At 54.9% G+C, this 26556-nt stretch carries 20 protein-coding genes; 8 read left to right on the forward strand and 12 right to left on the reverse strand.

Going from position 1 to position 26556, the window contains the following annotated elements; translation table 11 throughout:
• Positions 1 to 32: 32 nt before the first annotated feature.
• A complete protein-coding gene (locus OGY35_RS11915; protein ID WP_286632365.1) occupies positions 33 to 845 on the reverse strand; it encodes a DeoR/GlpR family DNA-binding transcription regulator in 813 nt (270 codons plus the stop codon).
• Between the two features lie 441 nt (positions 846 to 1286).
• Between OGY35_RS11915 and araD the strand changes: the two genes are divergently transcribed.
• Entirely contained in the window at positions 1287 to 1979 is a 693-nt protein-coding gene (araD, locus tag OGY35_RS11920; protein ID WP_286632366.1) for an L-ribulose-5-phosphate 4-epimerase, read from the forward strand.
• Between the two features lie 63 nt (positions 1980 to 2042).
• Here araD and argH read toward each other — a convergent pair whose 3' ends face one another.
• The 3 genes from argH to argC all read right to left on the reverse strand — a co-directional run bounded on the left by argH (position 2043) and on the right by argC (position 5315).
• Positions 2043 to 3416, reverse strand: coding sequence for an argininosuccinate lyase (argH, locus tag OGY35_RS11925; protein WP_286632367.1), 1374 nt, complete (start codon positions 3414 to 3416; stop codon positions 2043 to 2045).
• Between the two features lie 110 nt (positions 3417 to 3526).
• Positions 3527 to 4303 carry an acetylglutamate kinase gene (argB, locus tag OGY35_RS11930; protein WP_152401275.1) on the reverse strand — a complete coding sequence of 259 codons (777 nt, stop codon included), beginning with the start codon at positions 4301 to 4303 and terminating at the stop codon, positions 3527 to 3529.
• Between the two features lie 7 nt (positions 4304 to 4310).
• Complete coding sequence (gene argC / locus OGY35_RS11935) at positions 4311 to 5315, reverse strand: N-acetyl-gamma-glutamyl-phosphate reductase (RefSeq protein ID WP_286632368.1); 1005 nt, start codon at positions 5313 to 5315, stop codon at positions 4311 to 4313.
• 88 nt (positions 5316 to 5403) lie between these two features.
• Between argC and argE the strand changes: the two genes are divergently transcribed.
• From argE to OGY35_RS11955, 4 genes are all read left to right on the forward strand, one after another.
• Positions 5404 to 6555, forward strand: a complete 1152-nt coding sequence (argE, locus tag OGY35_RS11940) for an acetylornithine deacetylase (protein ID WP_046493499.1) — start codon at positions 5404 to 5406, stop codon at positions 6553 to 6555.
• A gap of 325 nt (positions 6556 to 6880) precedes the next feature.
• The gene (gene ppc, locus OGY35_RS11945; RefSeq protein WP_286632369.1) at positions 6881 to 9532 is read left to right on the forward strand and encodes a phosphoenolpyruvate carboxylase; all 2652 of its coding nucleotides are present in this window, start codon (positions 6881 to 6883) and stop codon (positions 9530 to 9532) included.
• Between the two features lie 206 nt (positions 9533 to 9738).
• Positions 9739 to 11472: a phosphoethanolamine transferase CptA gene (locus tag OGY35_RS11950; RefSeq protein WP_286632370.1), complete on the forward strand. Its 1734-nt coding sequence runs from the start codon at positions 9739 to 9741 to the stop codon at positions 11470 to 11472.
• Between the two features lie 87 nt (positions 11473 to 11559).
• Positions 11560 to 12411: a helix-turn-helix transcriptional regulator gene (locus OGY35_RS11955; RefSeq protein ID WP_286632371.1), complete on the forward strand. Its 852-nt coding sequence runs from the start codon at positions 11560 to 11562 to the stop codon at positions 12409 to 12411.
• Here the strand turns inward: OGY35_RS11955 and OGY35_RS11960 are convergent.
• From OGY35_RS11960 to OGY35_RS11980, 5 genes are all read right to left on the reverse strand, one after another.
• Positions 12398 to 12754, reverse strand: coding sequence for a PTS fructose-like transporter subunit IIB (locus OGY35_RS11960; RefSeq protein WP_046493492.1), 357 nt, complete (start codon positions 12752 to 12754; stop codon positions 12398 to 12400). The two genes, OGY35_RS11955 and OGY35_RS11960, sit on opposite strands and share 14 nt — an antisense overlap.
• Position 12755: 1 nt before the next feature.
• Complete coding sequence (locus OGY35_RS11965; RefSeq protein WP_286632372.1) at positions 12756 to 13634, reverse strand: [formate-C-acetyltransferase]-activating enzyme; 879 nt, start codon at positions 13632 to 13634, stop codon at positions 12756 to 12758.
• Positions 13600 to 15897: a formate C-acetyltransferase gene (locus OGY35_RS11970; RefSeq protein ID WP_286632373.1), complete on the reverse strand. Its 2298-nt coding sequence runs from the start codon at positions 15895 to 15897 to the stop codon at positions 13600 to 13602. The genes OGY35_RS11965 and OGY35_RS11970 overlap by 35 nt, the downstream gene beginning before the upstream one ends.
• Before the next feature lie 224 nt (positions 15898 to 16121).
• Positions 16122 to 16442 (reverse strand): PTS fructose-like transporter subunit IIB, encoded by a 321-nt coding sequence (locus OGY35_RS11975; RefSeq protein WP_178827565.1) that lies wholly within the window; start codon positions 16440 to 16442, stop codon positions 16122 to 16124.
• Positions 16443 to 16457: 15 nt separating this feature from the next.
• Complete coding sequence (locus OGY35_RS11980; RefSeq protein WP_152401261.1) at positions 16458 to 17537, reverse strand: PTS fructose transporter subunit EIIC; 1080 nt, start codon at positions 17535 to 17537, stop codon at positions 16458 to 16460.
• A 308-nt stretch (positions 17538 to 17845) separates the two neighbouring features.
• Between OGY35_RS11980 and ptsP the strand changes: the two genes are divergently transcribed.
• The 3 genes from ptsP to gldA are packed head-to-tail and all read left to right on the forward strand — an operon-like array spanning position 17846 to position 22137.
• On the forward strand, positions 17846 to 20347 hold the full coding sequence (gene ptsP, locus OGY35_RS11985; protein WP_286632374.1) for a phosphoenolpyruvate--protein phosphotransferase: 2502 nt from the start codon (positions 17846 to 17848) through the stop codon (positions 20345 to 20347).
• 11 nt (positions 20348 to 20358) lie between these two features.
• Positions 20359 to 21021, forward strand: coding sequence for a fructose-6-phosphate aldolase (fsa, locus tag OGY35_RS11990; protein WP_152401257.1), 663 nt, complete (start codon positions 20359 to 20361; stop codon positions 21019 to 21021).
• A gap of 12 nt (positions 21022 to 21033) precedes the next feature.
• Positions 21034 to 22137: a bifunctional L-1,2-propanediol dehydrogenase/glycerol dehydrogenase gene (gldA, locus tag OGY35_RS11995; RefSeq protein ID WP_046493479.1), complete on the forward strand. Its 1104-nt coding sequence runs from the start codon at positions 21034 to 21036 to the stop codon at positions 22135 to 22137.
• A gap of 45 nt (positions 22138 to 22182) precedes the next feature.
• Here gldA and OGY35_RS12000 read toward each other — a convergent pair whose 3' ends face one another.
• The 3 genes from OGY35_RS12000 to metF all read right to left on the reverse strand — a co-directional run bounded on the left by OGY35_RS12000 (position 22183) and on the right by metF (position 26434).
• Positions 22183 to 23088 (reverse strand): DMT family transporter, encoded by a 906-nt coding sequence (locus tag OGY35_RS12000; RefSeq protein ID WP_286632375.1) that lies wholly within the window; start codon positions 23086 to 23088, stop codon positions 22183 to 22185.
• A 108-nt stretch (positions 23089 to 23196) separates the two neighbouring features.
• Positions 23197 to 25377 (reverse strand): catalase/peroxidase HPI, encoded by a 2181-nt coding sequence (gene katG, locus OGY35_RS12005; RefSeq protein ID WP_286632376.1) that lies wholly within the window; start codon positions 25375 to 25377, stop codon positions 23197 to 23199.
• 166 nt (positions 25378 to 25543) lie between these two features.
• Positions 25544 to 26434, reverse strand: coding sequence for a methylenetetrahydrofolate reductase (gene metF, locus OGY35_RS12010; RefSeq protein ID WP_046493473.1), 891 nt, complete (start codon positions 26432 to 26434; stop codon positions 25544 to 25546).
• Positions 26435 to 26556: the final 122 nt, after the last annotated feature.

Raw genomic sequence — 26556 nt, forward strand, 5'->3', positions numbered from 1 at the left:
GCTACCTCAATTATTCAGATAACGATTCACATCTATGACTTATCAACTTCAACAACATTTAACTGCGGATGCAAACTACGGTAACGCTCATCACTACAACTATTGGTAACCATAATATCAATTTCATCCAGCATACATATTTTGCTAAAGGCGAACTGTTCGAACTTACTGGAGTCAACCATTAATATTTTTTTCGCCGAAACCTGTAACATAACCTGTTTCAACCGGGCATTTATTTCACTACCATCACGGATTCCATTTTCCAGATTCACGCCCTGACAGGAAAAAAAGAAACTATTAATCTGAAAGTTTCTGATGGCGCTCTCCGCAACCGGACCATGAAAATCATCATGACGTTCGGAATACTCACCGCCGATACCAATAATACGAACGTTATCCCGACAAGCTAACGCCTGGATAATACGCAGTGAATTGGTCACGACCGTTATATCGATATCCGGGATTTGCCGGGCCAGAAACCAACAGGTACTGCTGTTATCCATCAAAATGCAGTCGCCAGGATGAATAAACTGGAGCGCTGCCTTGGTGATTTTTGCTTTAATATCAGGATGTTCTTCAGTACGTTTACGAAATGATTCCGCCCGATCCACGCTATTTTTTTGCCAGGTGTTGTCTTCAATCGCCGCAGGCGTAATATCCGGCGCATCCAGTGAAACCGCACCACCAAAGCTGCGGGTGAGCTTCTTATTTTTTTCCAGCCTCGTCAGATCTCTGCGAATTGTTTCCTGCGACACCTGACATAATTGCGACAGTTCCGTGACGCGCACCGCCCCCAACTTCTGAACATGCGCACAAATCATTTTATAACGTTCTGCCTGCAACATAATATCGACCCACGAAAACCGATTTCATCATGTGTTTATCATTAATCTTTTTGCCCTAAATTAAAGTGAGTGGTGTCAAGGATCGTTTTACAGAAATATCACACACACTGTAACGCGACGGAAATCTAAAATCTAACTGCAACGAAAGCAACACATAATGAAAAAATCCAATATACATCACAAAACATCGCTCTTTTATTCTGTTGTTTCCACAAGAAAACCACTATTCGGTCATTTACGGGCATTCATAAAACACAAAAACATGCCCGATTAGTTCCGAATTTGACCGTTTTCGTTGTTTTGGTAACACAAAGAATCTGTATGAATTTTACATCTTATTTATTCAGCGTAATTTAAATAACAACGTGACAAACCGCGCCAATTAAAGAACGAGAGAAAATCCGCTTTTTATAAAAGCAAACGGTAATTCAGGAGTAAAGAATGAATACACTGAAGAAAAAAGTGCTGGCCGCTAATTTATCTTTGCCGGCTCATCAACTGGTCACCTTTACATGGGGAAATGTCAGCGGAATTGATCGCGAAAAAGGGGTAATGGTGATTAAACCCTCCGGTGTCGAATACGACAATATGAGTCTGGATGATATGGTCGTCGTCGATATACACAGTGGGAACGTTGTCGAAGGGAACAAAAAACCGTCATCGGATACCGACACACATCTGGCGCTGTATCACGCCTTTCCAGATATTGGCGGCATCGTCCATACCCATTCGCGCCACGCGACCATCTGGTCGCAGGCCGGAAAAGATTTAATGCCGCTGGGCACAACGCATGCTGATTATTTCTATGGCGCAATCCCTTGTACACGCCCCATGCGGGATGAAGAAATCAATGGACGTTACGAATACGACACCGGCAGCGTCATTATTGAAACCTTTAAACAACGAGGGATCGCGCCCAACCATATTCCTGCCGTACTGGTAAACAGTCATGGCCCCTTTGCCTGGGGCACCGATCCTGCCAACGCCGTGCATAACGCCGTTGTGCTTGAAGAAATCGCGTATATGAATTTGTTCACACAGCAACTGCAACCCCATCTCACCGCGATGCAGCAAACATTGTTGGACAAGCACTTTTTAAGGAAGCACGGCGCGAAGGCCTACTATGGTCAGTAATACCTGATGCAGTGACATAAAAAAGCCTGGCATCGCGCCAGGCTGAGTGAAACCGCATAACCGTTATGCCAGACGCGCCTTCGCATAGCCGATCGCTTGCGCAACCTGCTGAGGAGACACGCCGCCTTTCGCCGCGCGCTTGTCCAGACACGACTGCAGGGAGAGGATCGGATACACATCATCGCCGATGACGCTACTGAATTTCTGCAGGTCGGCCAGCGGCAGATCTTCCAGCGGTTTCCCCTGGCGAATCGCCTCAACGACCGTTTCACCCACGATATGGTGCGCTTCACGGAACGGAACGCCTTTCGCGACCAGATAATCCGCCAGTTCGGTGGCGTTTGCATAACCTTGCTGCGCCGCTTCCTGACAACGCGGACGTTTCACCTGGATACCGTCCAGCACCAGTGCGGCCATATGCAGGCAGTCCAGCCAGGTGTCGAGTGCGTCGAACAGGCCTTCTTTGTCTTCCTGCATGTCTTTGTTATAGGCCAGCGGCAGCCCCTTCAGCGTCATCATCATGCCGGTCAATGCGCCCTGAACACGGCCACATTTACCGCGAATCAACTCCAGCGCATCCGGGTTTTTCTTCTGCGGCATCAGCGACGAACCGGAGGTCACGCGATCGGAAAGCTCAACAAAGCCCGCCTCACCCGTGTTAAAGAAAATCAGGTCTTCGGCAAAACGCGACAGATGCACCATCCCGATAGCGGCGTCAGACAGCAGTTCCAGCACATGGTCACGATCGGAAACGCTGTCCAGACTGTTCCGCGTTGCCGAGGCAAAACCCAGCCAGCCGGCCAGCTGTTCACGATCGATTTCATACGCCGTCCCCGCCAGGGCGCCACAGCCTAATGGGCTCACATCCAGACGTTTTAACGCGTCCTGCAAACGACTTTCATCACGCACCAGCATTTCGACATAGGCCAGACACCAGTGCGCAAACGTCACCGGCTGCGCACGCTGCAGATGGGTATACCCCGGCATTACCGCATCCTGGTTATTTTCCGCCGTCTCGACCAGCGCGCTTTGCAGCTGACGATTCGCGGTAAGCAGTTCGGTCACCGTCTCTTTGCACCACAGTTTCAAATCGGTGGCGACCTGGTCATTACGGCTACGCCCGGTATGCAGCTTTTTACCTAACTGACCCACTTTGTCGATCAGTTTGCCTTCCACCCAGCTATGAATATCTTCGGCATCGCTTTGCAGAATCTGCTGAGGATTGGCGCGGACCTCTTCCAGCAGAATGTTCAGCGCGTCTTCGAGCTGAAGCTGTTCGTCAGCGGTTAATACGCCAACGGTGACTAACGCTTTGGACCAGGCGACAGAGCCAACAATATCCTGCTCCGCCAGACGGTAATCAAAGCGCAACGAATCGTTGAACTGTTTGAACCGCTGATCTGCTGCCTGAGTAAAACGCCCACCCCAAAGTGCCATAACATGCTTCCTTAAATTCTTGAATTGCCGGATGGCGCTGCGCTAATCCGGTCTACAGGTTGTGTTTTCGTAGGCCCGATAAGGCGTAGCCGCCATCGGGCACAAAATCATTACGCCAGAATACGTGTACCAATCGGCGTGCCGTTGAACAGCGCCGGGAGTTGTTCGGCATGACGCCAGGAAGCGATATCCACCGGACGTCCCAGCGTACGCGCGGCATCCAGCGCGGCATTTACCTTCACAATCATGCCATCCGTAATGATACCCTGGTCGATCAGTTGTTCCGCTTTCGCGGCGGTCATTTCGGCAATACGCTGACCTTTACCGTCGAGAATCCCGCTCACGTCGGAGAGCAGGATCAGATCCGCGCCCAGCGTCGCCGCCAGCGCCGTCGCCGCCTGGTCCGCGTTCACGTTCATCAGTTGCCCTTCTTCCGTCACCCCAATTGAGCTGACCACCGGCAGAAAACCCTTTTCCAGCAGCGTGTTAATCAGCTCAGGCGAACCCGGCTGCGCCAGTCCAACGTGGCCAAGCTCTTCGTCGAGCTGAGTCACGTTTACGCTATCGCCATCGCCAAGATACAGACCAACGGAGGCAATGTGATGCTTCTTCGCCCAGGCCAGCAACGTTTTGTTTGCCGTCCCCGCCAGCGCACCGGTGATGATGTCGATCTGGTCGGCAGGCGTCACGCGCAGGCCGTTTTTCTTTTTCACCGGCAGGTTAAGCCCTTTCATCAGTTCATCGACGACGCAGCCGCCGCCGTGCACAATGACCAGCGGACGCTGATGCGACTCACGATAGTTCACCAGCGCGGTAAAAAGACGCTCCAGCGCCTCTTCGCTATCCAGTAATACGCCACCCAGCTTGATAATTAATGGACTCATCATTGCACCCTTAAATAAGAGACTGCGTTTCAGCAAAGCCGAAACGAATATTAGCGCACTGCACTGCCTGTGCGGCGGCGCCTTTCAACAAGTTATCTTCGGTAGCCACCACAATCAAATGTTCACCCTGCACGGCGAAACCGATATCGCAGAACGGCAGCCCAACGACATTCTTCAGCGCCGGAACGCCTTTGTCATACAGACGCACCAGCGGTTTATCACCATACGCCTGCTGTAATACCTGAGCGACCTGCGCATGCGTCACGCCCGGCTGCAGCCGACAGGTGATCGTTTCCAGAATCCCACGCGGAAAATTACCCAGATGAGGCGTGAAAATCACCTCGGTCCCCAGATGGGTGGCAATCTCCGGCTGATGACGATGGGTAAACACGCCATACGGTTGCAGGCTCACTTCGCAGAAACTGTTAGACAGCGCCGCTTTACGTCCTGCCCCGCTCACGCCGCTGGTCGCGTTAATCACCGGCCATTGCGCCAAATCCAGCAACCCGGCGTCGATCAGTGGCTTAAGAGAGAGCTGCGCCGCCGTGGGATAGCATCCCGGCACCGCAATCAGATTCGCCTCTTTCAGTTTGTCGGCGCGCCACTCCGCCAGGCCGTACACCGCCTGCTCAAGCAGGTCAGGGTGCTGATGAGTGAAGCCATAGTATTTTTCATAGAACCCGGCATCGTTCACGCGGAAGGCACCGGAAAGATCGAAGACCACGCAACCGGCGGCCAGAAATTGCGGTGCCAGGTCATGGCTGACTTCGTGGGCGGTGGCTAAAAACACCACATCCACGCCGTCGGTAAACTCGCTGATATCGGACATTGGCTGCAAGGGCAGATCGACAATGCCTTTAAGCTGTGGATGCAAATCAGAAATTAACTTTCCCGCATCATTGCTTTGCGCTGAGACGGTCAAAGCGGTTATGGTCATATGGGGGTGGCGATTCACGTAGCTTACAAGCTCTGCGCCCGCATAACCGCTAGCGCCTACAATCAGCGTATTCAACATCAGGTTCCTTTATGCTCAACGTTAATGTATTTTTATGCACATTTATTGCATGAATATTGATACTATCACGACCTAAGGTGTGTCAACAATGAAAATGAACTTACCGCCATTTATCGAGATCTACCGCGCGCTGATTGCCACGCCGTCCATCAGCGCTACCGAAGAAGCGCTGGATCAGAGCAATGAGTCTTTAATCAATCTGCTGGCGGGTTGGTTCAGCGATCTCGGTTTTAACGTTGAGATTCAACCGGTCCCGGGAACCCGCAATAAATTCAATCTGCTGGCCAGCACCGGACAGGGCGCGGGCGGCCTGCTGCTGACGGGTCATACCGACACCGTGCCGTTTGACGATGGGCGCTGGACGCGCGATCCCTTCACCCTCACCGAGCATGACAACAAGCTCTACGGTCTGGGCACGGCAGACATGAAGGGCTTCTTCGCTTTTATTCTCGACGCGCTTCGCGACGTTGATGTGACACAACTGAAAAAGCCGCTCTACATCCTGGCGACGGCAGATGAGGAGACCAGCATGGCGGGCGCGCGTTACTTCTCAGAAAACACGGCGATTCGCCCCGATTGCGCGATCATCGGTGAGCCCACGTCGCTACAACCGATTCGCGCGCACAAAGGCCATATCTCAACGGCAGTACGGGTGATGGGCCAGTCCGGTCACTCCAGCGATCCGGCGCGTGGCGTGAACGCTATCGAACTGATGCACGACGCCATTGGTCGCATTATGCAACTGCGCGATACCCTAAAGGAACGTTATCACTACGATGCCTTCACCGTGCCGTATCCCACCCTGAATCTGGGCAGTCTGCACGGTGGCGATGCCTCGAACCGCATTTGCGCCTGCTGTGAACTGCATATGGATATCCGCCCGCTGCCGGGCATGACGCTGGGCGATCTGGATGGCCTGCTGACAGAAGCCCTGGCACCGGTGAGCGAACGCTGGCCGGGTCGGCTGACCGTTGCCGAATTGCATCCGCCGATCCCGGGCTACGAATGTCCGCCAGACCATCAGTTGGTTGAAGTAGTGGAGAAACTGCTGGGCGAGAAAACCGATGTGGTGAACTACTGTACCGAAGCGCCGTTTATTCAGACCCTGTGTCCGACGCTGGTGTTGGGCCCGGGCTCTATCAATCAGGCGCACCAGCCGGATGAATATCTGGAAACCCGGTTCATCAAACCGACGCGTGAACTGATTACCCAGGTTGTTCATCATTTCTGCTGGCACTGACCTCCATCACTCTCCGGTAACACCGGAGAGTGACTTTTGTCACAATTCCATAAGTAATACTTATCTGCCGCAAAGTGAGTTAAATTTCGTAAATTATCGACATTTATTCGTTTGCTGAAGCGATTTCGCCGCAATTGACGAATGGTTTTTTACGTGGCTTTATAAAGTGAGATGAATTAACAAATGTCCTGATCACAGGACTCAAACCCACAGTATTTCGTGTTGCAGGAAGGCGGCAAGTTTGTGGAGCCCACAAACGCAGCCAACACATCTGCGGCGCGAAAGACGAAGGGTAAAACATATGAGATGGGGTGTCTGGGTTAATATGAACGAACAATATTCCGCGTTGCGTAGTAATGTCAGTATGCTCGGCAAAGTGCTGGGAGAAACCATCAAGGATGCGCTGGGAGAGAACATTCTTGATCGCGTAGAAACAATCCGTAAGCTGTCTAAATCCTCACGCGCTGGCAATGAAGCTCATCGCCAGGAGTTACTCACCACGTTACAAAATCTGTCGAATGACGAGCTGCTGCCGGTCGCACGCGCGTTTAGCCAGTTCCTGAACCTGGCCAACACCGCCGAGCAATATCACAGCAGTTCGCCAAAAGGCGAAGGCGCCAGCAACCCGGAAGTGATTGCCCGCACCCTGCGTAAACTGAAAAACCAGCCGGATCTAAACGACGCCATCATCAAAAAAGCGGTGGAGTCGTTGTCTCTGGAACTGGTATTGACCGCACATCCGACGGAAATCACCCGTCGCACGCTGATCCACAAAATGGGCGAAATTAACGCCTGTCTGAAGCAACTCGATAACAAAGATATCGTTGAGTACGAACGCCACCAGCTGATGCGCCGTCTGCGCCAGCTGATTGCACAGTCCTGGCACACCGATGAAATTCGTAAGCTGCGCCCAAGCCCGGTTGATGAAGCCAAATGGGGCTTCGCGGTGGTCGAGAACAGCCTGTGGCAGGGGGTTCCGAACTATTTACGCGAGCTAAACGAACAACTGGAAGAGAATCTGGGTTACCAGTTACCCGTTGATTTCGTTCCCGTACGTTTCACCTCGTGGATGGGCGGCGACCGTGACGGTAACCCAAATGTGACCGCGGATATCACCCGCCACGTTCTGCTGCTCAGTCGCTGGAAAGCGACCGATCTGTTCCTGAAAGATATTCATGTTCTGGTTTCTGAACTGTCGATGGTCAATGCCACGCCGGAACTGTTAGCAATGGTCGGCGAAGAAGGCGCATCGGAGCCTTACCGCTATCTGATGAAAAACCTGCGCGCACGCCTGATGGCAACCCAGGCCTGGCTGGAAGCGCGCCTCAAAGGCGAGAAGCTGCCGAAACCAGCAGGTCTGTTGACGCAAAACGAACAGCTGTGGGAACCGCTGTACGCCTGCTACCGGTCGCTACAAGCCTGCGGCATGGGCATTATCGCCAACGGCGAACTGCTCGACACCCTGCGTCGCGTGAAATGTTTTGGCGTACCGCTGGTCCGTATTGATATCCGTCAGGAAAGTACCCGCCACACCGAAGCGCTGGGTGAACTGACCCGTTACCTCGGCATCGGGGATTACGAAAGCTGGTCAGAAGCGGACAAACAGGCCTTCCTGATCCGCGAACTGAACTCCAAACGCCCGCTGCTGCCGCGCAACTGGGAGCCGAGCAATGACACTCGCGAAGTGCTCGATACCTGTAAGGTCATTGCCGAAGCGCCGAAAGGTTCAATTGCCGCCTACGTTATCTCTATGGCAAAAACGCCGTCCGACGTGCTGGCCGTGCATCTGCTGCTGAAAGAGGCTGGCATTGGCTTCGCCATGCCGGTTGCGCCGCTGTTCGAAACCCTCGACGACCTGAACAATGCCGACGACGTGATGACCCAACTGCTGAACATCGACTGGTATCGCGGTCTGATTCAGGGCAAGCAGATGGTGATGATTGGCTATTCCGACTCGGCAAAAGACGCCGGCGTGATGGCCGCCTCCTGGGCGCAGTATCAGGCGCAGGATGCGTTGATTAAAACCTGCGAGAAAGCGGGTATCGAGCTGACGCTGTTCCACGGTCGCGGCGGCTCCATCGGTCGCGGGGGCGCGCCAGCCCATGCGGCACTGCTTTCACAACCGCCGGGCAGCCTGAAAGGCGGTCTGCGCGTGACCGAACAGGGCGAGATGATCCGCTTCAAATACGGTCTGCCAGAAGTCACCGTTAGCAGTCTGTCGCTGTACACCAGTGCGATTCTGGAAGCGAACCTGCTGCCGCCGCCGGAGCCGAAAGACGCCTGGTGTCATATCATGGACGAACTCTCGGTCATCTCCTGTGACGTGTACCGTGGTTATGTTCGTGAAAACAAAGACTTTGTCCCGTACTTCCGCTCCGCAACGCCAGAACAGGAACTGGGTAAACTGCCGCTCGGCTCACGTCCGGCGAAACGTCGCCCGACCGGCGGTGTAGAATCCCTGCGCGCCATTCCGTGGATCTTCGCCTGGACACAGAACCGCCTGATGCTGCCAGCCTGGCTGGGTGCCGGTACCGCGCTGCAGAAAGTGGTTGAAGATGGTAAGCAGAGCGAACTGGAAGCGATGTGTCGCGACTGGCCGTTCTTCTCCACTCGCCTCGGCATGCTGGAAATGGTGTTCTCGAAAGCGGATCTGTGGCTGGCGGAATATTACGATCAGCGACTGGTGGCGAAAGAGTTGTGGCCGCTGGGCAAAGAACTGCGCGAACTGCTGGAAGAGGACATCAAAGTGGTGCTGGCCATTGCCAACGACTCACACCTGATGGCCGATCTCCCGTGGATTGCCGAGTCCATTCAGTTACGTAATATCTATACCGACCCGCTGAACGTTCTGCAGGCAGAGCTGTTACACCGCTCACGACTGACGGAACAGCAGGGCAAAGAGCCCGATCCTCGCGTTGAACAGGCGCTGATGGTCACCATTGCCGGCGTGGCGGCAGGTATGCGTAATACCGGCTAATTTCACCCTCTTCCCCCCTCTCGTGCTGTTGCGCGCGAGGGGGCTGAAATATTGCTGTCATAACCTCCACACATTCACTATATTTCTGTCTGTTTTTTCCACCGTGAGATTTTTCCAGAGCAACGTGCGCCTTTGTGCCGATGCTTCAGATTCTCTTAAGGTTTAGTCGCTACGTTTGGCACCACGTTTAAAGACAGGCTGACAATATGCAATCCACTACCCTCCAGTCTACGCCATCATTTAGCTGGAAAGCCCTTGGCTGGGCGCTTCTCTATTTTTGGTTTTTCTCGTCATTACTGCAGGTCATTATTTTAGTTTCCGGATTCAGCGGCACCAACGGGCTGCGTGACTCATTGCTTTACAGCTCCCTTTGGCTGATCCCGATTTTCCTGTTTCCCAACCGAACCCGCATTATTGCTGCGGTGGTGGGCGTCGTGTTGTGGGCCACGTCGCTGGCCACGCTCTGTTATTACGTCATCTACGGACAAGAGTTTTCGCAAAGCGTCCTGTTCGTGATGTTTGAGACCAATGCCAACGAAGCCAGCGAATACCTGAGCCAGTACTTCAGTCTGAAAATCATCGCCATTGCGCTGGCTTATACCGTTGTCGCCGTATTTCTCTGGACGCGACTGCGCCCCGTCTATATTCCCGGACGCTGGCGTTGGCTCGTCTCTTTTGCGTTGCTATACGGACTGATCCTGAACCCGTTTGTGGTTCGTTCTGCGTTTGGCAACTCACCGTATGAGAAGACGCTAAGCGGCCTCTCCTCGCGTATGGAACCGGCCGCGCCGTGGCAGTTTGTCATTGGGTATTATCAGTATCAGCGCCAGTTGACCTCACTCAACAACCTGTTGAGCCAGAACCACGCTCTGCCTCCGCTGACCAATTTTAAAGACAACTCCGGCGACGCACCGCGCACGCTGGTGCTGGTAATTGGCGAGTCTACCCAGCGTGGCCGCATGAGTCTGTACGGTTATCCGCGTGAAACCACACCGGAACTGGACGAATTGCATAAGTCAGACCCGAATCTGACCGTGTTTAATAACGTCGTGACCTCACGCCCTTACACGATCGAAATCTTGCAACAGGCGCTGACCTTCGCGAACGAGAAGAACCCGGACCTGTATCTGACGAAACCGTCGCTGATGAACATGATGAAACAGGCGGGATACAAAACCTACTGGATCACAAACCAGCAGACGATGACCGCCCGTAACACCATGCTCACGGTCTTCTCTAAGCAGACCGACGAGCAGTTCTATATGAACCAGCAGCGTACGCAAAGCGCGCGCGAATATGACACTAACGTGCTGACGCCATTTAAGAAAATCATGGCCGATCCTGCACCGAAAAAGTTCATCATTGTTCATCTGCTGGGCACGCACATTAAGTACAAATTCCGCTATCCGGAAGACCAGGGCAAATTCGACGGCAGTACCGATCACCTCCCGCAGGGCCTGAACGCAGAAGAGCAGGAGTCGTATAACGATTACGACAACGCCAACCTGTATAACGACAAGGTCGTCGCGAGCCTGATTAAGGATTATAAAGCAACCGATCCGAACGGTTTCCTGCTCTATTTCTCTGACCATGGTGAAGAGGTGTATGACACGCCGCCGCACAAAACACAGGGTCGCAACGAGGACAACCCGACGCGTCACATGTATACCGTGCCGTTCCTGCTGTGGACTTCAGAGAAATGGCAGGCCGCGCATCCGCGTGATTTATCACAGGATGTGAATCGTAAGTACAGCAGTTCGGAACTGATCCACACCTGGTCCGACTTAGCTGGCCTGACCTACGACGGTTTCGATCCGACGCGTTCCCTCACCAGCCCGCAGTTCAAAGAAACGACGCGCTGGATTGGCAACCCGTACAAGAAAAATGCGCTGATTGACTACGACAGCCTGCCGTATGGCGAGCAGGTAGGAAATCAGTAAGTGATTCAACAAGCCACTCTTTTTAGAGTGGCCTTTTTTCACCATGGCGGTTACTGTTTCCCTGTCTGCGCAACGCAAGGGATCATCATGTATCAAGACGTCAGCCATCTTCTTTCCCGCCTGATTCATGGCCCCTCGCCGCTGCGCCAGATTTTCTTCGCCAGTACGCTCACCCCCATCCCGGAACTGGCGTATCAGGTCGATTTTCCCCGTCTGGAAATCGTACTGGAAGGTGAACTGGCCGACGCCAGCCTTACCGATACGCTCACGCCTTGCGATGTGCTCTATGTACCGGCTGGCGGCTGGAACCTCCCGCAATGGCAAGTGCCCGTCATCACGCTCAGTATTCTGTTTGGCAAACAACAGCTGGGGTTCAGCGTTGTGCAATGGGACGGGAAAACGTACCAGAACCTGGTCAAACAGCACGTGGCGCGCCGTGGACCGCGTATCGGTTCCTTTCTGTTACAGACGCTCAATGAAATGCAGATGCAACCACAGGAGCAGCAGACAGCACGGTTGATTGTCGCCAGCCTGCTCAGCCACTGTCGCGATCTGCTTGGCAGCCAGATTCAAACCGCCTCACGCAGTCAGGCGTTATTTGAGGCTATCCGCGACTACATTGACGAGCGTTACGCATCACCGCTTACCCGGGAGTCGGTAGCGCAGGCGTTCTATATCTCACCGAACTATCTCTCGCACCTGTTTCAAAAAACCGGGGCCACCGGCTTTAACGAATACCTGAACCATATGCGACTGGAGCACGCGAAAGCATTGCTAAAAGGCTACGATCTGAAGATCAAAGAGGTGGCTCACACCTGTGGATTTGTCGACAGTAACTACTTTTGCCGCCTGTTTCGTAAAAATACCGAACGCTCACCGTCAGAATATCGTCGTCAGTATCACAGCCAGCTAACGGAAAAGCAGATTACTCCAGAATAAGGTGGGTATATTGCGGAGCGGAAAGTAGCTTACGTACCGCGCTCATCACACGCTGCGGTTCGCGCAGAAAGGCGTTAATCCCGGACTGGACATAGCGGCACTGGGTGAAACGCTCCGCGCCCGCCAGATCGATATCGGTAATCAGCAGCACGGCATCCGCCCGGCGGATATCATCTTCAGTTAAGCGATTTTCTGTGCCGAGCGCCCCCTGCGTTTCAATCTTGATGGTCCACTTTTCCTGCTGGCACAACTTCTCCAGTCGTTCAGCCGCCATGTAGGTATGCGCCACGCCGCTTACGCAGGCCGTCACCGCGACCAGATATCGCCCTGTTGAAACGGACATATTACCCTCCTGTTGTGACCTGAAAGCCAGCATTCTCCGCCATCGCGCGCACCTGGGCGACAACCTGCTCCGTTGGCGCAGGGACGTCCTTCATTGACCATTGCTGCCCAAGCAACCGGTATTTCGGTTCACCGTATAAATGAAACGGTAACAGGTGCAGTTGCTTTATACCAAGCGATAACAGCAACGTCAGCGCACGCTGTATATTCTCCTGCGTGAGCGTGTAGCCGGGGATCAGCGGTAAGCGGGGGATCACGTTCACGCCCTCTTCCACCAGCATTTGCAGATTCGCCACCACGCGCGGCATATTCATCGCCACAATCTCACGGGCCCGTTCTGGCTCCATTATCTTTAAATCGAACAGTACCTCATCACACGTTTTCGCCAGCGGCAGCAGGCGACGGGCGGGGGCATCGCCTGCCGTTTCAATCGCACAGTGCACACCCCAGCGCCGCAGACGTTGTAAGAACCGCGTGGCAAAGGCCGCCTGCATCAGCACTTCGCCGCCCGACAGCGTCACCCCACCGCCAGAGGTACGAAAGAAAACGTCATCTTTCATCACCTCACGTTCCAGTTCATCCAGGGTGATGTCGCGACCAATCCGCTCAAACGCCCCGGACGGGCATTCATCGGCATCACGCAGACACGGCGAACAGTGCAGACATTTACTTTCCCGCCGCACCGTTTCAATCCGTGGCGAGATAGATTCCGGATTGGCGCACCACGGGCAGGTATGCGGGCAGCCTTTAAAAAAAACCACCGTGCGGATCCCCTGACCGTCATTCAGCGAATAGCGTTGAATATTGAAGATGCGCGCAACCTCCTCGTCGCGCGACTCCACAACCTCACAACTGATGCGCGGTGCGGCGAATGATGTCATCCTGGATCTCCTTCGACAGCTCGACAAAGAAGGCACTATACCCCGCCACGCGCACCACCAGCCCGGCGAAATCCTGGGGTCGCAGCTGTGCTTCCCGCAGCGTTTCGGCATTCACCACGTTAAACTGAATGTGCTGCAATTTTAGCTGGGTAAAGGCGCGCAAAAAATCACACAGCTTGCGTAATCCCGCCTCTCCTTCCAGCGTGGCGGGCGTGAACTTCACGTTCAGCAACGTCCCGTTGGACAGCAGCGTGTTATCCAGTTTACTGACCGATTTCAGCACCGCCGTCGGCCCCTGCATATCCTGTCCGAGCATCGGCGACAGGCCGCCATCTGCCAGTTGTTCTCCGGAAAAACGCCCGTCCGGCGTCGCCCCCACCACTGCCCCCAACGGAACGTGTGCAGAAACGGTATAAGAGCCCGGCGTAAACTGGCCGCCGCGCGGATTCTGGTATTTCTCCACCTCTTTGCAGTAATGACGCAGCAGTTCGGCGCTAATGTTGTCCACCTCATCAATGTCATTACCGTACTTCTGGAAGCGGTTGATGAGCCTGGCGCGGATCTTTTCCCCTTCCGGCGTGGCGAAGTTGGCCTTCAACACCGCAAGCAACGCGTCGAAACTGACGCGCTGCTGATCAAACACCAGTCCGTTCAGCGCATGCAGAGAGTCGCTCAGATTGGCGATACCAATACCCTGCACACCAGAGAAATTATAGCGCGCGCCGCCGTCGGTGATGTCACATCCCTTCTCCAGACAGTCGCTGATAAACGAGGAGAGCAGCGGCACCGGCGCCCAGTCGCGATGACCGATATCGCAAATATTGCTGCCTTCCACCATCAGCGTGATGTAGTGGCTGATTTTGGCGCGAATATGCGCCAGCAGGCCTTCGTAAGTCAGCTCGCGATTGCCTTCGTTCTCATAGAGGCTTATCTCCATAACCTTCAACAGGTTGAACATGGCGATATCGTGCAGGCCGTAGGTTCTGCCCGGAATCGACAACTCCACGCACCCCACCACCGCGTAATCACGCGCATCTTCCAGTGAGACGCCCCGGTTGAGGAATGCCGGGATCACCACTTCGTCATTAAAGATCTGCGGAATGCCGGTCCCCAGACGGATGGTTTCGGCGGTCTTCATCAGAAACGGCGTATCAATCAGCGCGTTCGTGCGTACGCCCAGATTCGGCTGGGGTAACTGCACGCTCTGGTAGGCATCCAGACAGAGGAACGAAAGCGCGTTTACCGCGCTGCGGCCATTTTCCGTCAGGCCGCCGAGTAGCGCGGTATACCCGGTCGGGAAGCCGGCGAAATAGCGCGCGCTGCTGGTCGAACGCAGAAGCACGATGTCATTGCATTTCACCCACAGCGATTCAAGCAACTCTTTCAGGAATGCGGGGTCTTCCCCCTGCGTCAGCGACGCCTGATAAAATGGCAGCATGTACCGATCGAAACGGCCCAGCGACAGCGAGCTGGCGTTGGATTCGTACTGCAAAATGATATTCATGTACCAGAACAACTGGCACGCCTGCCAGAAAGTTTGCGGCTTATGCTGCACGTTATGCCGCGAGTTGGCGGCGATAGTCAGCAACTCCTGGCGACGCGTGGCGTCCGGGCAGCGTTCAGCCATACTTTCCGCCAGTACGGCATAGCGCAGAATGTGGCGCTGCGATGCCTCCAGCAGTAGCAGCGCCGCCTGATAAAAGACGTTATCCGGTGCCTGCTGGCAGTGCACGCGCATCTGCTCGACCAGTTCACCCAGCCCGTGATTCAGCAGACGTGGATAATCAATGATGATATGTCCCTGTCCCTTATCCGTCTGGTTGATGCTAAAAATCTGGGTGCTGACGGCGGCTTTGACCTCATCCGTCATCTGACCGTTGATGAAATCCTTCATTGACCGTTTTTCCCAGTAAGGGAAAAGCACATCGCGATAGAGGCGTTTATCGTCTTCGCTGATATCGAAACGGTCCTGGGGACGGGTCGGAAACTGATCCAACTCCTTGAGCAGCCAGTACGGATCCATTTCCGGCGACATGATGCCCGCACGCGGCTTAACGGTACGGTTGCCGGCAATCAGTTCCTCATCACGAATCGAAATCGCGACATGCTCAAGGATATAAGCCGTCGCTTTCGCCCGACGTAAAATGACCGGTTCCCCCTCTGTCTGCTGATGGCTGGCGGTATACAACACAGCACGCTCAAGTGAGATTTCACGGTTATTTTTAAAAAGGGCGGTTTTGAGACGATGGATACGGTTGGTCATGAGGGACTCCTGTGGGGCCAAACCTATCAGGCTATCTTATTTGTCATTTTGAACCAGGGCAGTGCTCGTAACCCTCACGTACTACGTGTACGCTCGGGTTCCTGTGCGCTGTCCGTGTTCAAACTGCCTGCAACGATGACGCCTGATGAGGTTGCCCCTTAAACTTAAAACTTGCTCTGATTCGTAGGCCGGATAAGCGAAGCGCCATCCGGCAAACAAAACGGTTACGCAGTCTGCGCCAGATGCGCACCAATCTTGTTCATGATCGCGTCAGCGCGTTTCACCGCATCGCTGATGTTGACGCGTACGATGGTTTTACCTGCAAAACGCTCTTCAAATTTGATCCCGATATCTTTGGTCAGAATGACGATATCGGCCTGCGCCACATCGACTGGCGTCAGTTCATTTTCCAGACCAATCGAGCCCTGCGTCTCAACTTTCACTTCCCAGCCTTTTGCTTTGGCTGCGCTTTCCAGCGCTTCAGCGGCCATATAGGTATGTGCAACACCTGAAGGACATGCGGTTACTGCAATAATTTTCGTCATGACGCCACTCCTCACTTAATTAATTTCAAAATCTAAATCCAGATCGTCTTCTTTCTCGTCGGTCTGAGAGACATTCTTGCGCGCCAGACTTTTCAGCACGTTCACACAGACAGCCGTCACCACCGCCCCCACCGCCACCGCGGCGACATAGCCCAGTTTGCCTTCAACCACCGGCAGAACGATCAGTCCGCCCCAACCGGCGTAACACTGCGCGCCGAACAGCGCCGCAGTGACCGCGCCACAGGCCGAGCCCAGCATGATGGAAGGAATGACGCGCAGCGGGTCAGCGGCGGCGAAAGGAATCGCCCCTTCGGTCACGCCGACACAGCCCATCACCAGCGCCGCTTTACCGGCTTCGCGTTCTTCAGAAGAGAAGTTTTTACGCCCCACCAGCGTCGCCAGCCCTAAGCCCAGCGGCGGCACGCAGATCCCAACAGCCGCAATGGCCACCACGGTGTAAACCCCCTGCGCCACGCAAATCAGCATAAAGGCGTAGGCAACCTTGTTGATCGGGCCACCCATGTCAAAGGCCAGCATCAGCCCCATAATCACCGCCAACATCACGATGCTGCCCTGCTGCATACCCTGCAGCCACTGGGTCAGACTGGCGGTCAGTGCGCCAACGGGTTCGCCCAGCCCCCACATCATGATGCCTGCCGTGATAAAGGTCCCGACGATAGGAATCACGAAGATCGGCATCACGGAACGCAGCACTTTATGAACCGGGATTTTTTTCAGGTAGTGCACAACGATGCCGCCGATAATCCCGGCAATCAGCGCCCCGAAGAACCCGGCGCCGAAGCTGTTGCCCACCCAGGCGCCGATCGCACACGGTGCCAGGGCAGAGCGTTCGGCAATGGAATAACCGATGTACGCCGCAAGGAAAGGGACCATCAGCGTCAGCCCGGCCACGCCGATATCAAACAGTTTTTTGAGATTCGGATCGGTCGCGGCATCAGGCACCGCGCCTTTGCCATACAGCATGACGGAGACTGCCAGTAATATGCCGCCCGCGACCACAAAGGGGATCATATGCGACACCCCCGTCATCAGATGCTGACGGGTGTTTTTCAGGATTTGTACCAACTCATTCATAAGTCGCTCCCGGGCACATGTTTGCCCATGTCCATAACGTTGTTGTGGCAAACAATAGGCAATCCGCAAGGGCGCAGACAGTGGATAAAAAGGCCATTTACTGGATTTTTGTAATGTCAGTACAAAAATGAGATCCGCCTCATAAGTTGAGAAATAGGAAGATTTATGGATATCACGTCGACTTGTGAACTATCTCCCACTTTTCGTCTTACATTACATTTGTCCAGTTTTTGGCAGAATTGTCACATGGCAGCGAACAACCAAGGCCTTTTATCCTGTAGGCAGAAAACCGTTATGGGAGAGAGGCAATGGCCCTGATTGTGGAATTTACCTGTGAGCTGCCCAATGGCGTTCATGCACGCCCGGCAAGCCATGTTGAGACACTGTGTAATACCTTTACTTCACACATTGAGTGGCACAACCTACGAACCGATCGTAAAGGCAACGCCAAGAGCGCGCTGGCGCTGATTGGCACAGATACGCTGGCCGGCGACCATTGCCAGTTGCTGATTACCGGCGCGGATGAAGCCGATGCCCATCAGCGCCTGAGCCAGTGGCTGTGCGACGAGTTTCCCCACTGCGATGCGCCGCTGGCTGAGGTCAACAACAGCGAATTAGAACCGCTACCGGCCTCGCTGACCCACCTGAAACCGCAGCTTTTCCGCGCCCGCAGCGTTTGCAGCGGCAGCGCGGGCGGCATCCTGACGCTTCTCTCTTCGCTGGATCTCAATGCGCTCGGCGAACTCCCTGCGGCAAGCGATGTGGAAAGCGAGCAGTCGGCGCTGGATCGCGGCTTAACGCTACTGGTGAAAAACATTGAATTTCGTTTGCTCGACAGCGACGGCGACACCAGCGCTATTCTGGAAGCCCACCGTTCGCTGGCAGGCGATACCTCCCTGCGTCAGCATCTGCTGACGGGCGTTTCTCGCGGCTTAAGCTGCGCACAGGCGATTGTCGACAGCGCTAACCACTTCTGCGAAGAGTTTGCCCGTTCCAGCAGCAGCTATTTGCAGGAACGCGCGCTGGACGTGCGTGACGTCTGCTTCCAGTTGCTGCAACACATCTACGGCGAAAAACGCTTTCCGGCCCCCGGAAAGCTGACCCAACCGACCGTCTGCATGGCGGATGAATTGACGCCCAGCCAGTTCCTCGAACTGGACAAAACCTTCCTCAAAGGCCTGCTGCTGAAAAGCGGCGGTACCACCTCGCACACCGTGATCCTGGCTCGTTCATTCAACATTCCAACGCTGGTTGGCGTCGCGACTGATGCCTTAACCCCATGGCTGCAACAAGAGGTCTATATCGACGGCAATGCAGGGGCGGTGGTGGTCGCGCCTGACGAGCCGGTCAGCCGCTACTATCAGCAGGAAGCCCGCGTGCACGAGGCGCTGCGCGAGCAACAGCGCGTCTGGTTGACCCAGGAAGCGCGCACGGCTGATGGTATCCGAATGGAAGTTGCCGCCAACATCGCCCACTCCGTGGAAGCGCAGGCGGCATTCGGCAACGGTGCGGAGGCGGTCGGTCTGTTTCGCACCGAAATGCTGTATATGGACCGGATCAGCGCCCCGGGCGAGAACGAACTGTACAATATTTTTTGCCAGGCGCTGGACTCCGCGCAGGGACGCAGCATTATTGTGCGCACGATGGATATCGGCGGCGATAAACCCGTTGATTACCTGAATATTCCCGCTGAAGCCAACCCGTTCCTCGGCTATCGCGCCGTGCGTATTTATGAAGAATACGCCGCGCTGTTTACCACTCAGCTCCGGTCGATCCTGCGCGCCTCGGCGCACGGTAGCCTGAAAATCATGATCCCGATGATCTCCTCGATGGAAGAGATCCTGTGGGTTAAAGAGAAACTGGCGGAAGCCAAGCAGCAGCTGCGCAATGAGCAGATCCCGTTTGATGAGAAGATCCCGCTCGGCATTATGCTGGAAGTCCCGTCAGTGATGTTCATCATCGATCAGTGCTGTGAAGAGATTGATTTCTTTAGCATCGGCAGTAACGACCTGACGCAATACCTGCTGGCCGTTGACCGCGATAACGCCAAAGTCACCCGCCACTACAACAGCCTGAACCCGGCCTTCCTGCGCGCGCTGGATTTCGCGGTGCAGGCAGTACACCGTCAGGGGAAATGGATCGGCCTGTGTGGCGAACTCGGGGCAAAAGGCTCCGTTCTGCCGCTGCTGGTCGGGCTGGGACTGGACGAAATCAGCATGAGCGCCCCCTCCATTCCTGCCGCCAAAGCGCGGATGGCACAGCTCGACAGTCGCGCTTGCCGACAGTTACTGAATCAGGCGATGGCCTGTCGCACGTCGCTGGAAGTGGAGCATCTGCTGGCACAGTTCCGCATGACGCAGCAGGATGCCCCGCTGGTCACCGCCCAGTGCATCACCCTCGACAGCGACTGGCGCAGCAAAGAAGAGGTGATCAAAGGGATGACCGACAACCTGCTGCTCGCCAGTCGCTGCCGCTACCCTCGCAAACTGGAAGCCGATCTGTGGGCCCGCGAGGCGGTATTCTCCACCGGACTGGGCTTCAGTTTCGCCATTCCGCACAGCAAATCTGAGCATATTGAGCAGTCCACGATAAGCGTCGCGCGCCTGAAAGCCCCCGTACGCTGGGGAGATGATGAGGCGCAGTTCATCATCATGCTGACGCTCAACAAACACGCTGCGGGAGACCAGCATATGCGTATCTTCTCGCGCCTGGCCCGTCGCATTATGCATGAAGAATTTCGCAACGCGCTGGTGAACGCCGCGTCTGCAGACGCGATTGCCAACCTACTGCAACATGAGCTTGAACTTTAAGAGGAAGCAAAATGGAACTGTATCTGGATAGCGCCAATGTGGCGGAAGTCGAACGTCTGGCCCGCATCTTCCCCATCGCCGGGGTAACAACCAACCCGAGCATTGTGGCGGCAAGCAAAGAATCTATCTGGGATGTCCTGCCGCGTCTGCAAAGGGTGATTGGCGAACACGGCATTCTGTTTGCCCAGACCATGAGCCGCGATGCGCAGGGAATGGTGAACGAAGCCAAACGTCTGAACAATGCCGTTCCGGGAATTGTGGTGAAAATCCCGGTGACCTCTGAAGGACTGGTTGCCATCAAGCAGTTGAAAAAAGAGGGCATTGTCACACTGGGTACCGCTGTGTACAGCGCGTCTCAGGGACTGCTTGCCGCGCTGGCGGGAGCGAAATATGTCGCGCCTTACGTCAACCGCGTGGATGCCCAGGGCGGAGACGGTATCCGTACGGTACAGGAATTACAGACGCTGCTGGAACGGCATGCGCCGAAAAGCAAGGTGCTGGCCGCCAGTTTTAAAACCCCACGCCAGGCGCTGGATTGTCTGCTGGCGGGTTGTGAAGCGATCACCCTTCCTTTAGATGTAGCGCAACAAATGCTCGATACCCCTGCGGTACAGTCAGCTGTTGAGAAGTTTGAGCAAGACTGGAAAAACGCATTCGGTAACATCAACCTGTGAGGAAAATAGGATATGGACCGCATTATTCAATCCCCCGGTAAGTACATCCAGGGTGCAGATGTCATCACTCGTCTTGGCGAATACCTCAAGCCGTTGGCTGAACGTTGGCTGGTTGTCGGCGATAAATTTGTTCTCGGTTTCGCCCAGGGCGAACTGGAAAAAAGCTTTAAAAACGCAGGACTGGCGCTGGAAGTTGCGCCATTTGGCGGTGAATGCTCGCAAAACGAGATCGACCGTTTGCGCAGCGTGGCGGAAAACGCGCAGTGCGGCGCCGTTCTCGGCATCGGCGGCGGCAAAACGCTGGATACCGCGAAAGCCCTTGCCCACTTTATGAACCTGCCTGTGGCGATCGCACCAACCATCGCCTCAACCGATGCGCCATGTAGCGCCCTTTCCGTTATCTACACCGACGCCGGTGAATTTGACCGTTATCTGCTGCTACCGCATAACCCGCATATGGTGATTGTCGACACCAAAATCGTTGCCGGTGCACCGGCGCGTCTGTTAGCCGCAGGGATTGGTGATGCGCTGGCGACCTGGTTTGAAGCGCGCGCGTGTTCACGCAGCGGCGCGATCACCATGGCGGGCGGCAAATGCACTCAGGCGGCACTGGCGCTGGCTGAACTGTGCTACAACACGCTGCTTGAAGAGGGTGAAAAAGCAATGCTGGCCGCCGAGCAGCACGTCGTCACCCCGGCGCTTGAGCGCGTAATTGAAGCTAATACCTATCTGAGCGGCGTCGGCTTTGAAAGCGGCGGTCTGGCCGCCGCACACGCGGTTCACAATGGTCTGACGGCGATCCCGGATGCGCACCACTACTATCACGGTGAAAAAGTGGCATTTGGTACGCTGACTCAGTTGGTTCTGGAAAACGCGCCGGTTGAAGAGATTGAGACCGTTGCCGCAGTTTGCCATTCCGTCGGTCTGCCGATTACGCTGGCGCAACTGGATATCAAACAGGATATTCCGGCGAAGATGCGTATCGTGGCGGAAGCCGCCTGCGCGGAAGGCGAAACCATTCATAACATGCCTGGCGGCGCGACGCCGGATCAGGTTTATGCAGCGCTGTTGGTTGCCGACCAGTACGGTCAGCGCTATCTGCAAGAGTGGGAATAAAACGCATAACACTCCCGGCATCGTCCGGGAGTGTTTCTTATGTTATCAAGCCTGTTCAACTGTCTGTACTTCGCGCTTTTTCCGGCTGACAATCGCCAACGCCATGACAATCAGCACAATTCCCCCACCCTCGACAGGACCGGGGTTTTCGCCAAGCAGCCACCAGGAAAACAGAACGCCGCACACCGGAACCGCCAGGGTACTTAAGCTGGCAATACTGGCAGGCAGATTCCTCAACACAAACAGCCACAAACTCCAGGCCAGCGCTGTCGCCAGAATCGCGCTATAGGCCAGCGCCCAGAATACGATGGGCTGCCAGTCAACCACCGGTTGTGGAACCCACCAGGCTACCACACTCATCACCAGCACGGCATACAACATCTGCCAGGCGGTTAACGACAATAAATCAATACGAGGATGGCGGGCATACATTCGTTTGGCGACAATGGCGCTCGCGCCCCAACTGACCCCGGAGAGGATCGCCAGCAACGCACTCTTCAGCGAGGCGTAATTCAGTTGCCACGGCTGCATCACCAGCAGTAAACCAATAGCCGCAATCATAATTGCCGCGTATTGCAAACGCCGTAGCCTTTCGCCCAGAAACAGCGCCGCCAGAATGACGACCCAGAATGGCATGGTATAGGTCAGAATCGCGACCTTTCCCGCCCCGCCGCTCATCAGCGCCCACTGCGCCAGCCCGATCATGCCGCAGGTCTGTAATAGCGCAATCGCCAGCGTGTATTTGAACGGCGTCGGGCGCAGACCGCGGCCGCGCAGGAGGAGGACGATGAATAATAGTAAGGTTCCGAAGATACAGCGTAATGCAGTGAAGTCGAACGCGCCGATATAGCTCGTGACCTGCTTCATAAAAATCCAGCTATAGCTCCAGATAAGGGTAAGTAAGATAAGACCACCGATTGCCAGTGGATTGCCCTTTCCTGAGACAGACATGATTAATCCAGTAGATTGACGTTTCCTGTGAACACTATACCCCTACTGATACACTTCAGCGACTGCAAGCAGTCGCTGAAGTGGGGTCAGATTACGTCAGAATCGGGATTACTGCAGGTCGAAGCGGTCCAGGTTCATCACTTTCACCCATGCCGCAACGAAGTCCTTCACGAACTTCACATGCGCATCGCTACCGGCATACACTTCCGCCAGAGCACGCAATACCGCATGAGAGCCAAAGACCAGGTCCGCACGGGAAGCGGTGTATTTCACTTCACCGGTCTGACGATCGCGGCCTTCAAACTGTTCGTTTGACTCATCAACCGGTTTCCATTCATGACGCATATCCAGCAGGTTGACGAAGAAGTCATTGCTGAGCACGCCCGGACGATCGGTAAAGACGCCATGCTTACTGCCATCGTAGTTCGCGCCAAGAACGCGCAGCCCCCCCACCAGTACGGTCATTTCCGGTGCGGTCAGGGTCAACTGCTGCGCTTTATCAATCAGCAGAGACTCTGTCGTTGCCGCGCCAGGTTCACCGCGATAGTTACGGAAACCATCAGCGATCGGTTTGAGCAGTTCAAACATCTCGACATCCGTCTGATCCTGGCGCGCGTCCACGCGACCAGGGGTGAACGGCACATGAATGCTGACACCTGCGGCGCTGGCGGCTTGTTCAACCCCGACGACACCGGCCAGAACGATGATATCGGCCAGCGAGGCTTTAGCCGAGTCGCGCTGGATTTTCTCCAGAACCGGCAGCACACGCGTGGCAATCGCATTGACATCCCAACCGCGTTGCGGCGCTAATGCCAGACGCGCACCGTTCGCCCCGCCACGTTTATCACCACCGCGGAAGGTTGACGCAGATGCCCACGCGACGGACACCAGCTCGCCAACAGAGAGGCCAGACGCGGCAATCGCGGACTTCAGGCTCAGGATATCTTCTTCTGTCGGATTGAAGGTCGGTTGCGGCAGCGGATCCTGCCAAATCAGATCTTCTTTTGGCACTTCCGGTCCGATGTAACGCGCTTTCGGCCCCATATCACGGTGGGTCAATTTGAACCACGCACGGGCGAAGGCTTCGTTAAACGCCTGCGGATCGTTCAGGAAGCGACGGGAAATTTTTTCGAATTCCGGATCAAAGCGCAGCGTCAGGTCGGTGACCAGCATGGTGGGCTTGCGTTTTTTCGACGGGTCGAACGGATCGGGAATAATTTCTGGCGCATCAACCGCTTCAAACTGGATGGCGCCAGCCGGGCTACGCGTCTGTACCCACTCATATTTGAACAGGTTCTCGAAGAAGTAGTTGCTCCATTGGGTTGGGGTTTGCGTCCAGACCACTTCCAGTCCGGAGGTAATCGCATCCGCGCCCACACCGCTACCAAAATCGCTTTTCCAGCCTAAACCCTGGTTTTCGATCGGTGCCACTTCCGGGTCCGGACCGACATGTGTCGCCGGGCCTGCGCCGTGGGTTTTACCCAACGTGTGACCGCCTGCAATCAACGCGACGGTTTCTTCATCGTCCATCCCCATGTTGCCAAAGGTTGCACGAATTGCTGAGGCCGCAGAAAGCGGTTCACCGCTGGCGTTAGGGCCTTCCGGGTTAACGTAGATCAGCCCCATCTCGGTGGCGGCTAAAGGACGTTTTGCCAGCTCTTCCGGGTCACGGTGGGCAAGCCACGTTTTCTCATCGCCCCAGTTCACATCCAGATCCGGTTCCCAGACGTCCTCGCGACCCGCACCGAAACCAAAGGTACGGAAGCCCGAGTTTTCCAGCGCGACGTTACCCGCCAGAATAAACAAGTCTGCCCAGGAAATTTTTTGCCCGTATTTTTGCTTGATTGGCCACAACAGGCGACGCGCCTTGTCCAGGCTCACGTTATCCGGCCAGGAGTTCAGGGGAGCAAAACGCTGCTGTCCGCGACCCGCACCGCCGCGGCCATCAACGGAACGATAGGTACCTGCACCGTGCCAGGCCATGCGGATAAACAGACCGGCATAAGTTCCCCAGTCAGCAGGCCACCACGGTTGAGATTCGGTGAGAAGCGCTCTGAGATCGCCTTTCAGCGCGGAATAATCTAATTTGCTGAATTCTTTGCGGTAATCGAAATCTTCACCCAGCGGGTTTGAGCGACTGGAATGTTGGTTTAAAAGGTCGACGCGGAGCTGGTTAGGCCACCAGTCACGGCTGGTTGTTCCTGCTCCAGCGCTCTGGTCATGGCCGCCCTGATGAAAAGGACATTTTCCGGCGGACGTCGGGTTATGGATATCGTCTGGCGTGCTCATCTATATGCTCCCTTTACAGTGTTTACATTACGATATACACCTACAGAGATAAGATATAGTCGAAATAATCCACAGATTCGATAGCTGATACCTTTTATATTTTTAGTTACAGAGATGTAGATCAAAATGAGGTGTAAAAAAGCCCTCCGGGGAGGGCCGAGGCATTTTATACACCGGGTCTGACGCCCAGCGTGTGGCAAATCGCGTAGCTCATTTCAGCGCGGTTAAGTGTATAAAAATGAAAATCTTTTACCCCTTCCCGGCTTAAAATTTTCACCATGTCCATGGCGATATTTGCCCCCACCAGCTTGCGGGTTTCCGCATCGTCATCGAGGCCGTTAAACATTTGTGACATCCACGACGGAATGCGCACATTGGTCATATCAGCAAACTTCTTCGCCTGCTTAAAGTTCGAGACCGGCAGAATGCCAGGAATGATTTCCACGTCGATGCCCGCAGAGACGCAGCGATCGCGAAAACGCAGGTAGCTTTCGACATCAAAGAAAAATTGGGTGATGGCGCGATTCGCCCCGGCATCCACTTTACGCTTCAGGTTGAGCAAGTCCGCCTGCGCGCTTTTCGCTTCCGGGTGCACTTCCGGGTAAGCGGCGACGGAGATATCAAAGTCAGCCACCTCTTTGAGCAGGCTCACCAGATCGGCAGCATACATATCCGGCTTGCCGCTGCCCGCTGGCAGGTCGCCACGCAGCGCAACAATGTGGCGGATACCGTTGTTCCAGTAGTCCTGCGCGATAGTGCGCAGCTCATCGCGAGTCGCGTCAATACAGGTCAGGTGCGGTGCGGCTTCCAGACCCGTGCGATCTTTAATCCCTTTGATAATACTGTGCGTACGGTCGCGCTCGCCAGAGTTTGCGCCGTAGGTTACCGAAACAAACTTCGGCTTCAGGCTGCTCAGGCGATCGATGGAATTCCACAGGGTTTGCTCCATTTCACTGGTGCGCGGCGGGAAAAACTCGAACGAAACGTTAATCTGACCCTGGACTTCCGCCAGGCTCTGATTCAGGGCTTCCCGCTGGTTGGCGTGAAAAAAGCTCATACCTTACCTCATCAATCGCTTATCATTATATGTTGCGTTGTGAACATCTATCCGTTTAGACGTCCAGATGTAAAAATGACGGAAAAGCACGATGACGTCAACTGAAAAATCATCGTTGATGG

Origin of the sequence: Citrobacter sp. Ct235 (assembly GCF_030332305.1) — a bacterium.
In the GTDB taxonomy this organism is placed as follows: Bacteria; Pseudomonadota; Gammaproteobacteria; order Enterobacterales; family Enterobacteriaceae; genus Citrobacter_A; species Citrobacter_A telavivensis.